Origin of the sequence: Spirilliplanes yamanashiensis (assembly GCF_016863475.1) — a bacterium.
GTDB classification, from domain to species: Bacteria; Actinomycetota; Actinomycetes; order Mycobacteriales; family Micromonosporaceae; genus Spirilliplanes; species Spirilliplanes yamanashiensis.
The window spans coordinates 22,230-31,528 of sequence record NZ_BOOY01000010.1 but is presented as its reverse complement, the minus strand read 5'-3'; the positions used below and the strand labels follow the sequence as shown (position 1 = coordinate 31,528).

Annotated in this window: 12 protein-coding genes; 9 read left to right on the top strand and 3 right to left on the bottom strand. The window is 74.8% G+C overall.

Annotated elements, in window-relative coordinates; all coding sequences use genetic code 11:
- Positions 1-135 precede the first annotated feature (135 nt).
- Together Sya03_RS08945 and Sya03_RS08940 are read left to right on the top strand one after the other, a co-directional pair.
- A complete protein-coding gene (locus Sya03_RS08945; RefSeq protein ID WP_203937744.1) occupies positions 136-1,404 on the top strand; it encodes a DUF1800 domain-containing protein in 1,269 nt (422 codons plus the stop codon).
- Between the two features lies 1 nt (position 1,405).
- Positions 1,406-2,659, top strand: coding sequence for a DUF1501 domain-containing protein (locus Sya03_RS08940; protein WP_203937743.1), 1,254 nt, complete (start codon positions 1,406-1,408; stop codon positions 2,657-2,659).
- Positions 2,660-2,664: 5 nt separating this feature from the next.
- On the opposite strand, the gene Sya03_RS08935 is transcribed toward Sya03_RS08940, so the two are convergent.
- Complete coding sequence (locus Sya03_RS08935; RefSeq protein WP_203937742.1) at positions 2,665-3,195, bottom strand: YsnF/AvaK domain-containing protein; 531 nt, start codon at positions 3,193-3,195, stop codon at positions 2,665-2,667.
- Between the two features lie 122 nt (positions 3,196-3,317).
- On the opposite strand from Sya03_RS08935, the gene Sya03_RS08930 reads away from it, so the two are divergent.
- The 6 genes from Sya03_RS08930 (at position 3,318) to argS (ending at position 7,063) form a co-directional block, all read left to right on the top strand.
- On the top strand, positions 3,318-3,797 hold the full coding sequence (locus Sya03_RS08930) for a DUF2975 domain-containing protein (protein ID WP_203937741.1): 480 nt from the start codon (positions 3,318-3,320) through the stop codon (positions 3,795-3,797).
- Positions 3,797-4,033 (top strand): helix-turn-helix domain-containing protein, encoded by a 237-nt coding sequence (locus tag Sya03_RS08925; protein WP_203937740.1) that lies wholly within the window; start codon positions 3,797-3,799, stop codon positions 4,031-4,033. The genes Sya03_RS08930 and Sya03_RS08925 overlap by 1 nt, the downstream gene beginning before the upstream one ends.
- Positions 4,030-4,197 (top strand): hypothetical protein, encoded by a 168-nt coding sequence (locus Sya03_RS08920; protein WP_203937739.1) that lies wholly within the window; start codon positions 4,030-4,032, stop codon positions 4,195-4,197. The genes Sya03_RS08925 and Sya03_RS08920 overlap by 4 nt, the downstream gene beginning before the upstream one ends.
- 38 nt (positions 4,198-4,235) lie before the next feature.
- On the top strand, positions 4,236-4,556 hold the full coding sequence (locus Sya03_RS08915) for a hypothetical protein (RefSeq protein WP_203937738.1): 321 nt from the start codon (positions 4,236-4,238) through the stop codon (positions 4,554-4,556).
- A 5-nt stretch (positions 4,557-4,561) separates the two neighbouring features.
- The gene (locus tag Sya03_RS08910) at positions 4,562-5,296 is read left to right on the top strand and encodes a class I SAM-dependent methyltransferase (RefSeq protein ID WP_203937737.1); all 735 of its coding nucleotides are present in this window, start codon (positions 4,562-4,564) and stop codon (positions 5,294-5,296) included.
- 141 nt (positions 5,297-5,437) lie between these two features.
- A complete protein-coding gene (argS, locus tag Sya03_RS08905; protein WP_203937736.1) occupies positions 5,438-7,063 on the top strand; it encodes an arginine--tRNA ligase in 1,626 nt (541 codons plus the stop codon).
- A 6-nt stretch (positions 7,064-7,069) separates the two neighbouring features.
- Here the strand turns inward: argS and Sya03_RS08900 are convergent, their stop codons facing one another.
- Positions 7,070-7,990, bottom strand: coding sequence for an AraC family transcriptional regulator (locus tag Sya03_RS08900; protein ID WP_203937735.1), 921 nt, complete (start codon positions 7,988-7,990; stop codon positions 7,070-7,072).
- Between the two features lie 38 nt (positions 7,991-8,028).
- Between Sya03_RS08900 and Sya03_RS08895 the strand changes: the two genes are divergently transcribed.
- Positions 8,029-8,778, top strand: coding sequence for a Rossmann-fold NAD(P)-binding domain-containing protein (locus tag Sya03_RS08895; RefSeq protein WP_203937734.1), 750 nt, complete (start codon positions 8,029-8,031; stop codon positions 8,776-8,778).
- Between the two features lie 35 nt (positions 8,779-8,813).
- Here Sya03_RS08895 and Sya03_RS08890 read toward each other — a convergent pair whose 3' ends face one another.
- Positions 8,814-9,260: a DoxX family protein gene (locus tag Sya03_RS08890; RefSeq protein ID WP_203937733.1), complete on the bottom strand. Its 447-nt coding sequence runs from the start codon at positions 9,258-9,260 to the stop codon at positions 8,814-8,816.
- Positions 9,261-9,299: the final 39 nt, after the last annotated feature.

Here is a 9,299-nt window from a genome sequence, read left to right as displayed (position 1 = left end):
CGCACAGCTCCCCGGATTCGACCACGCCGTCCCCGCGGCGCAAGCGGCGATGCTACAGGAGTGCGAAGCGCCCTCGCATACCCGACGACGGGGAGCGGGCTCACGCGCGCACCGACTCTCGCCTATGTTTCGGTGATGACCGACGACGTCGCGCTCCTGCTTCGGCGTGCGGGCTTCGGCCCCACCGCGGCGGAGCTGACGGCCGCCCGGCAGACGGGGTACGCGGGCACGCTGGCCGGCCTGCTCGACCCGCCCGGGCCCGACGTCGGGGCAGGCCGGGCGCCTGTGCCGGACCTGGGGCCGGACCCGTACGCGGCCGAGCCGAACCCGTCGGCGGCCCGGCGCGCGGCCGCCGACCGGCAGCGGGCCCGGCAGACGGAGCTGATCAGCCGGTGGTGGCTGGACCGGATGACCGTCGCCAACCAGCAGGCCCTGGAGAAGCTGCACTTCTTCTGGCACGGCCACTGGGCCACCTCGATCGACAAGGTCAAGAGCCCGCAGCTGATGCTCCGGCAGCACCTGACCATGCGCACCGCCCGCGATATCCGCGACATGGCGCACCGCATGATCGTCGACCCCGCGCTGGTGTACTGGCTGGACGGTCAGCTGAACACCCGGGCCGCCCCCAACGAGAACCTGGGCCGCGAGCTGCTCGAGCTGTTCCTGCTCGGCATCGGACGGTACGGCGAGGCGGACGTCAAGCAGGCCGGGCGGGCGCTCACCGGCTGGCAGCTCGACCGCCGCAACGAGCGGCTGGTGTTCCGGCGCGAGCTGCACGACGGCGGCGTCAAGACGATCCTCGGCGCGACCGGCCGGTTCGACGCGTCGTCGCTGGTCACCCTCGTGCTCGACCAGCCCGGCTGCCCCGGGTTCATCGCGTCGCGGATGTGGTTCCGGTACGCGTCGTCGGCGCAGCCCCTGCCGGCCGGCGTCCGGGACGCGATGGTGGCGGCGTTCCCGTCGCCGACGGCGATGCTGCGGGCCATGCTGGCCTCGCCCGCGTTCGCCGCTACCCGGGGCACCATGGCCAAGCAGCCCGTCGAGTGGCTGGTCGGCGCGATGCGGCAGCTGGGCCTGCGCCCGTCCGCGATGCCGCCCGAGACGTTCACGTCGGTCCTGCAGCACATGGCGGGGCTGGGCCAGCGGCCGTTCCGGCCGCCGAGCGTCGGCGGGTGGACGTCGGGCGCGGCGTGGCTGACGTCGGCCGCCGCGCAGCTGCGCCTCGCCGTCGCCGGCAAGCTCGCGGGCCTGGTGGAGACCCGCGGCCTGACCCCGGAGCAGGTGGCGGGGCTGCTCTGTGTGGACGGCTGGTCCGACCGCACCCTCGCCGTGCTGCGCACGGCGTCGAACCCCCGGCTCATGCTGGCCCTCGGCCTGGTGAGCCCCGAATACGTGGTGACCTGACATGGACCTCACGACGCGGCGCAGGTTCCTGATCGCCTCGGGCGTCGCCGGCGCGGGCGCCCTGGCGATGGGCGCGGGCGCCCTGGGCCTGGCGGAGCTGCTGCAGACCGCGGACCGGCCGGGGCCGGAGCCCGCCGGGGACAGGGCGAGCACGCTGGTGCTGGTCACCCTCTACGGCGGCAACGACGGGCTCAACACGGTGATCCCGTACGCCGACCCGGCGTACCACTCGGCGCGGCCCGAGCTGGCGTACGCGCCCGAGACGGTGCTCCGGCTGGACGACGCGCTGGGCCTCAACCCGAAGCTGCGCGGCTTCAAGCGGCTCTGGGACGACCGGCGCCTCGCCGTCGTGCTCGGCGTCGGGTACCCCCGGCCGGACCGCAGCCACTTCCGGTCGATGGACATCTGGCAGACCGCCGCCCCGGCCGCCCCGGCCACCACCGGCTGGGTGGGCCGCTGGCTGGACGGCACCGGCGCCGGGGTGGAGGCGGCGGTCAGCTTCGAGCCCGTGCTGCCGCCGCTGCTCGTCGGCCGGCATCGCATCGGCGCCTGCGTCAGCTACACCGGCCTGGCGCTGCCGTCGTGGATCGACCCCGCCGTCGTCACCGCGCTCGGCCGGCCGTCCCCCGGGGACACGGAGATGCAGGCCCGGGCCGCCGTCGCGTACGCCGACCTGCTGCGCATGGGCGAGGTCGTCGCGGGCCCCGACCCGGCGCCGGCCATCGGCGCCGACATGCCGATGAGCACGGCCACCGGCACCGGCGGCGACAACGCGCTCGGCGCCCAGCTGTCCCTCGTCGCCCGGTGCGTCGAGGCCGGCGTGCCGACCCGAGTCTACTCGGTCAGCCTCGGCGGCTTCGACACCCACGCCGACGAGCTGGACGGCCAGGAGATGCTGCTCGGCGAGCTCGACGGCGCGCTCACCGCGTTCGCCGACCGGATGGCGAAGACCGAGGCCGGCCGGCGGGTCGCGGTGGTCGTCTACAGCGAGTTCGGCCGCCGGGTGCGCGCCAACGCCTCGGACGGCACCGACCACGGGACGGCCGGGCCGGTGTTCGTCCTCGGCCACCACGTGGCGGGCGGCTTCTACGGCGAGCAGCCGAGCCTGACCGACCTGGACGACGGCGACCTCAAGGCGACCACCGACTTCCGGGACGTCGTCGCCACCGCCCTGTCGTCGGTCCTGGACGCCGACCCGTCCCGCTACATCGACGACCACCGGGCGACGCTCATGCCGTTCCTGCCGTACCCGTAGCCGCGTCAGTCGACGGGGCGAGGGCGTTCGCCCGGCAGTTCGACCTCGAGGCGTTCCTTGCGCACCTCGCCGACGACCATCCGCTCGTCGGTGTGGACGACCTTCGTCAGCCGCACCCGTTCCATCGGGACGATCTCCGTGGTGACGAGCGGGCGTTCCTGGTGCAGGGTCACCTCGTAGATGACGCCGCCCTGATCGCGGGTGAAGACGGCCGGGTCGCCGAAGACGTCCGGGTCCTCGACCGGCGGGGTGCTCGCCTCGGTGATCGGGATGCGTTCGACGAGGATCTCCTCGCGGCGCAGCGGGACGGTGATCTGCACGTCCTCGGTGATGACGCGCTTGCTGAGCCGGACGCGGCCGATCTCGTACAGTTCGGTGCTCGCGACCAGGCGTTCCTCGGAGCGGGTCATGGCGGTGTCGGTGAGGACGGCGATGAGCTCGTCGCGGCCGATGCTGTCCGCGCCCAGGATGCCGCGGCTGCGGGCGTGCTCGTGCAGCTGGTCTGTCGTCATGGCCTCGAGGTCTGCGGCGTTCACGGGGCCCTCCCGGAGCTCGGTGCGGCGTGTCCTTGAGCCGTAGGGCTACCCGTTCGGCGGGCGCCTACCCGTACCCGGTCGTGTCTATTGACAGTCGATAGGATGCGAGTGAGACTCGATCGGTGATCACGGAGCAGCGGGTGGTGGCCGTCCTCAAGGTGTTCCTCGTGCTGCTGTTCGTGATCCTGGTCGGGTTCCAGGCGGCGTGGCTGCCGGGCGAGTTCGCGCGGCTCGCCGAGCGGTCCGCCGACTTCGCCGGCGTGCGGTTGCTGATGACCGCCGGGTCGATCGCCGGCCTGCTGTGCGTGCAGGTGGTCATCGTGTCCATCTGGCGGCTGCTGACCCTCGTCGCGAACGACACCATCTTTAGCGACGCCTCGCTGGGCTGGGTCAACGCCATCGTCTGGGCGATCGGCGCCGCCTGGGTGATGCTGTTGGGCGTGTTCCTCACCGTCGTGATCAGGTGGCCGGACCCCGGCCTGCCGCTGCTGCTGTTCCTCGCGCTCGTCGGCGTCGCCGTGCTCGGGCTGCTCATGGTCGTGATGCGCGCTTTGCTGCGGCAGGCCACGACCCTGCGGACCGACATGCAAGCGGTGATCTGATGCCCATCGTCGTGCGCATCGACGTCGAGCTGGCCCGGCGCAAGATGAGCGTGGGAGAGTTCGCCGAACGGGTCGGCCTCACGCCGGCGAACGTGGCGGTGCTGAAGAACGGCCGTGCGAAGGCGGTCCGGTTCAGCACCCTGGAAGCGATGTGCCGGGTGCTCGGCTGCCAGCCCGGTGACCTGCTGGAATGGGTCGACGACCAGGACGCCGGCCCCGGAGGGGAGAGCCCGTGAAGTACCTCATCGCCCTCGCCGCGCTGGTCGCGGTCGCGGTCGGCGCCGCCGCCGTCGTGTACGGGGAGTCCGACGACTCCCCGGGCCTGCAGGCCATCGGCGTGGCGCTCGTCGTCGGCGTCATCGCCTACTACGGCCTGCGGTACGCCCGCCGCAGGCGCTAGCACGCGTGGACCCCGCGAAATCGGGGAATGCGCCGGTCATGGCAGACGACGAACGGCGCGAGCCGGCCACCCAGCGGGCGGCGGACAGCTTCGAGCGCCTGGCCGGCCTGGCCGACGCGGTGGCCCGCACCGCCGACCGGAGCGCCGAGGTGCACGACGCCATGGCCGACCACGAGCCCGGCGCCGCCGAACACGCCGAACGGGAACGCCGCCTCGCCGCCGCCGAGCGCGCCGCCGCCGAGGCGTACCGCAACCACCAGGTGCCGTCCGACGAGGTCCGGCAGGCGATCCGCGACGCCGGCACCCCGTCCGCCGACGGCTCATCGATTGCCGGGCGCCGCGGGCGTCTGATGTGGTGACGGACATGTCGCTGCTGGATGACCCCGCCCTGTTCGGCCGCCAGTGGGCCGCCACCTACGACCACCCCGGCAACCCCGACCCCGAGCCCGCCGCCGACTTCCTCGCCGGCCTCGCGGGCGCCGGCCCGGCCCTGGAACTCGCCATCGGCAGCGGCCGCGTCGCCCTGCCCCTCACCCGGCGCGGCGTCGCCGTCGAGGGCATCGAGGCGTCCCAGGACATGATCGACCTGCTGCGCGCCAAGCCCGGCGGCGCCGACCTGCCCGTCGTGGTCGGCGACATGGCCGACGTCGCCGTCGACGGCCCGTACCCGCTGGTCTACCTGGTCTTCAACACCCTGTTCAACCTCACCGGCGAGGGCCGGCAGGAGGACTGCTTCCGCAACGTCGCCCGCGTCCTCGCCCCCGGCGGCGCCTTCGTCGTCGAGGCGTACGTGCCCGACCCGGCCGACATGGACCGCGAAGAACAGCAGGTGCAGATCCGCGACGTCACCGAGGAGTCAGTCACCATCCGCCTGCACAGGTACGACCGGCAGGCCCAGACGTTCGTCCGCCAGACCGTGACGTTCACCGACGGCGGCGTCCGCCTCCAGCCCTTCGGCATGCACTACCGCTGGCCGGACCAGATCGACGCGCTCGCCGCCCAGGCCGGGTTGCGGCTGGAGGCCCGGTACGCGAGCTGGGACCGGGCGCCGTTCGGGCCGGACAGCCGCGACCACATCTCGGTGTACCGCAAACCCTGACCCGGACGGCCCAGGGCAGGCCGATATTCGGTACGCCCGGCCACCGGCAGGCCGCTAGCGTGACCGGCGTGACGCGACGACGACAGGGCCGCTGACCCCGCCCGTACCCCTGTCGTCGAACCCTGTCTGGAGCGCGTCGCCGTGTCCGTACCCTCGATCGCCGAGTCCTTCGACCGTGCCCTGCGGGCCGCCGTCCCCGGCCTGGTCGAGCCCGCCGTCCGGTCGTCCGGGCGGGCTGATCTGCAGGCCGACGGGTTGCTGGCGCTGGCGCGCCGGCGGGGGGAGGATCCGCAGCGGCTGGCCGGGGTGGTGGCGGGACGGATTCCCGGGGCGGTGGCGGCCGGGCCCGGGTTCGTGAATCTCACCGTGCCCGAGGACGTCTTGCGGGGGCAGGTGGCGCTGCGGCTCGCCGACGGGCGGCTCGGGGTGGGGCTGCCGGAGGCCGGGACGACGACCGTCGTGGACTACTCGCAGCCCAACATCGCCAAGGAGATGCACGTCGGGCACCTGCGGTCGACGATCATCGGGGACGCGCTGGTGCGGGTGCTGGAGCACCTCGGCGGGACGGTGCTGCGGCAGAACCACATCGGCGACTGGGGCACCCAGTTCGGGATGCTGATCCAGTTTCTGCACGAGCGCGGCGACGGCGACTACCGGGCGGCGCGGGCGCTGTTCGAGGCGGACACGGCGTTCGCGGAGCGGTCGCGGCGGCGGGTGGTGGCGTTGCAGGCGGGCGATCCGGCCAGTGTCGCCGTGTGGCGGCGGCTGGTGGCGGCGTCGTTCGAGCATTTCACCGACGTGTACGACCGGCTCGGGGTGCGGCTGCGGCCGGCCGACGCGGTGGGCGAGAGCTTCTACAACGCGGCGTTGCCGCAGGTGGCGGCGGACCTGGAGGCGGCGGGCGTCGCGGTGGTCAGCGACGGGGCGCTGTGCGTGTTCGGCGAGGAGGCGTCGCCGCTGATCGTGCGCAAGAGCGACGGCGGGTTCGGGTACGCCGCCACCGACCTGGCCGCCCTGCGGCACCGGGTGGGCGTGCTGGGCGCCGACCGGATCCTGTACGTCGTGGACGCCCGGCAGGCGCTGCACTTCCGGCAGGTGTTCGCGGCGGCGCGGCGGGCCGGGTGGCTGGGCGGGCAGGCGGTGCACGTGCCGTTCGGGACGGTGCTCGGCGACGACGGGCGGCCGTTCAGGACCCGGTCGGGCGAGACGGTGCGGCTCACCGACCTGCTCGACGCGGCCGTCGCCGCCGCCCGGGACGTCGTCTCCGCCAAGAACCCCGGACTCGGCGGGGAGGAGCTGGCGGAGCGGGCGCGGCAGGTCGGCATCGGCGCCGTGAAGTACGCGGACCTGTCCACCGGGCGGACCCGGGACTACGTGTTCGACGTGGACCGGATGGTGGCGCTGACCGGCGACACGGGGGTGTACGTGCAGTTCGCGCACGCCCGGCTGCGGTCCATCCTGCGCCGGGCCGGCGCCACGCCCGCCGTGACGCCGGTGGCGCTGGAACCCGTGGAGCGGCGGCTGATCCTGCGGCTGGACGGGTTCGCGGCGGCGCTGGGCGAGGTCGCCGCCGGGTACGAGCCGCACCGGCTCTGCGGGTACCTGTCGGGGCTGGCGCAGGCGGTGACGGCGTTCGTGGAGACGTGCCCGGTGCTGCGGGCGCCCGCCGACGTGCGGGCGAACCGGCTGGCGCTGTGCACGCTCGCCGCGGACACGCTGCGCACCGGCCTGGACCTGCTCGGGGTGGCCACCCCGGACCGGCTATAGCGCCGGTCAGGGCTGCGCGCGCCGCCACGCCGCCGGTGGTGCGCCGACCTCGCGGCGGAACGCCGCCGCGAACGCCACGTCGGACGTGTAGCCGACCCGGCCGGCGACGGCGGCGACCGTCAGGCGTTCGTCGCGCAGCAGGGTGCGGGCCCGCTGCATGCGCAGGTCCAGCAGGTACGCCATCGGCGGCTGCCCGACCCGGCCGGTGAACCGGGCCGCCAGCCGGGTCCGGGACAGGCCGACGGTGGCGGCGAGCGACGCCAGCGTCCACGGCCGCGCCGGGTCGCCGTGCAGCGCGGCCAGCGCCGCCGCCACGTGCGGGTCGCGCAGCCCGGCCAGCCAGCCGGGCCGGTCGGTGACCTCGCCGTGGTGGCGGATGACGCGGGCGAGCAGCGCGTCCGACAGCCGGGCCATCACGACGTCGCTGCCGGGGCCGCCCTCGAACGCCTCGGCGCGCAGCGCCTCGACGTACGGGGTGAGCCAGGCGGGGCTGCGGCCGTCGGCGCCCGGCACGGTCAGCACCCGGGGCAGGCCGCGCAGCGCCGGGTGCGCGGGCTCGCCGGCCCGGAACACGCCGCACACCACGACCGTCCGGGCGCCGGGTCCGCCGCCGCTGAGCCGCGACCCGGTGGTACGCGCCGCCAGCTCGTACCCGCTGATCAGGTGCCGGGTGGTGCCCGCCCGCAGCTCGTGCGCGTCGCCGCGCGGCAGGAGCACCGTGTCGCCGGCGGCGAGCGGCTGGACGTCGCCGCCGGTGACCAGCTCGCACGCGCCCTCGGCGATGATGTGCACGCCGCAGACGCCGGGCTGGGCGAAGCCGATGCGGAACGGCCGGCCCAGCTCGATCCACCGGTACGCGGCGCTGGAGAACCGCAGCTCGCGCAGCACGTCGCCCAGGACGTCCGGTGTGCTCTGCGGGACGGACACCCATGGATTGTCCCGCCGGCCGTTCCTACGGTCGAGCCATGACGATTCTGGTGACGGGGTCCACGGGCATCGGCGGGGCGGTGGCGGCGGCGCTGCGCGGGCGGGGCCTCGACGTGCTGACGGTGGGCCGGGCGGGCGACGTCCGGGCCGACCTGTCGCTGCTGGCGGACACGGCGCGCGCGGCCGCGGCGGTGCCCGGTCCGCTCGACGCGATCGTGTGCTGCGCGGGTGGCCTGTCGACGGTCGCGGAGCCGACGGCGGAGGGCCTGGACCGGGCGATGGTCCTCAACCACCTGTCGCGGCACATGCTGGTCGGCCGACTGTTGCCGCGGCTGGCCCCGGCGGGCCGGATCGTGCTGGTCGCGAACGCGGGCAAATACCGCGACACGCTGGACCTGTCCCGGCTGGGCGAACCGGTGGGGCGGGGCCTGGCGGTGTCGGGGCGCACCCAGTTCGCCAACGACCTGCTGGCCGTGGCGCTGGCCGCCCGTACCCCGCATGCCGTGAGCTGTGTGTTTCCGGGCCTGGTGGCGACGGGGGTGTTCCGGGACGCGCGCGGGGTGCCCGGCGCGGTGCGGTCGGTGGCGGCGGCGGTGCAGCGGCGGTTCGGCGCGGACCCGGCGGTGGCGGCGGCGACGCCGGCGCGGCTGGCGACCGACGCGTCGCTGCCCGGCGGGTTCTACGGGCCGGGGTGCCGGCGGCTGCGGGTCCCGGCGCGGGTCTCGGCGGCGCGGGCCGACGCGCTGTGGGCGGCGAGCGAGCAGCTGATCGGCCGGGCGGCCGGGTAGCGGGAAGCGGCGCTGGTTCCCGCGGCCGGGGTCCGTCAGGCGGTGGCGGGCGCCGGTTCGGGCGCCTGCTTCGCGGCCGGGGTGCGGCGCCGGGCCAGCAGGGCGTCGAGGGACCACGGGCCGGCGCCCAGCACCGCGACGGCGAGGAACGACCAGGCGTACAGGGCGACGGTCACGCCGCCGTTCTCGATGGGGAGCAGGCCGTTCTGCTGGTGGACGACGAAGTAGGCGTACGCCATGGAGCCGGAGGCGAGGACCGCGGCGGGGCGGGCGAACAGTCCGATGAGGACGAGGCCGCCGCAGACGAGCTGGATGACGGCGGCGTACCAGTTGGGCCAGGTGCCCACGGGGATGGCCTCGCCGGTGCCGCGGTTGCCGCCGAAGAGGCCGAACAGGCTGGCGAGGCCGTGGCAGGTGAACAGCAGGCCGACGACGATGCGGAACAGGGACCAGACGGGCCCGGCGTAGCGCTGCGAGGTCATGGAGGGGCTCCTTTGGTTAGGGTTGCCTAAACCGACCCT

What these genes read in the sequence shown, in the direction of transcription:
- Sya03_RS08945 (WP_203937744.1), top strand. Translation starts at nt 136, where the DNA reads ATGACCGACGACGTCGCGCTCCTGCTTCGGCGTGCGGGCTTCGGCCCC.
- Sya03_RS08940 (WP_203937743.1), top strand. Translation starts at nt 1,406, where the DNA reads ATGGACCTCACGACGCGGCGCAGGTTCCTGATCGCCTCGGGCGTCGCC.
- Sya03_RS08925 (WP_203937740.1), top strand. Translation starts at nt 3,797, where the DNA reads ATGCCCATCGTCGTGCGCATCGACGTCGAGCTGGCCCGGCGCAAGATG.
- Sya03_RS08915 (WP_203937738.1), top strand. Translation starts at nt 4,236, where the DNA reads ATGGCAGACGACGAACGGCGCGAGCCGGCCACCCAGCGGGCGGCGGAC.
- Sya03_RS08910 (WP_203937737.1), top strand. Translation starts at nt 4,562, where the DNA reads ATGTCGCTGCTGGATGACCCCGCCCTGTTCGGCCGCCAGTGGGCCGCC.
- Sya03_RS08895 (WP_203937734.1), top strand. Translation starts at nt 8,029, where the DNA reads ATGACGATTCTGGTGACGGGGTCCACGGGCATCGGCGGGGCGGTGGCG.
- Sya03_RS08890 (WP_203937733.1), bottom strand. Translation starts at nt 9,260, where the DNA reads ATGACCTCGCAGCGCTACGCCGGGCCCGTCTGGTCCCTGTTCCGCATC.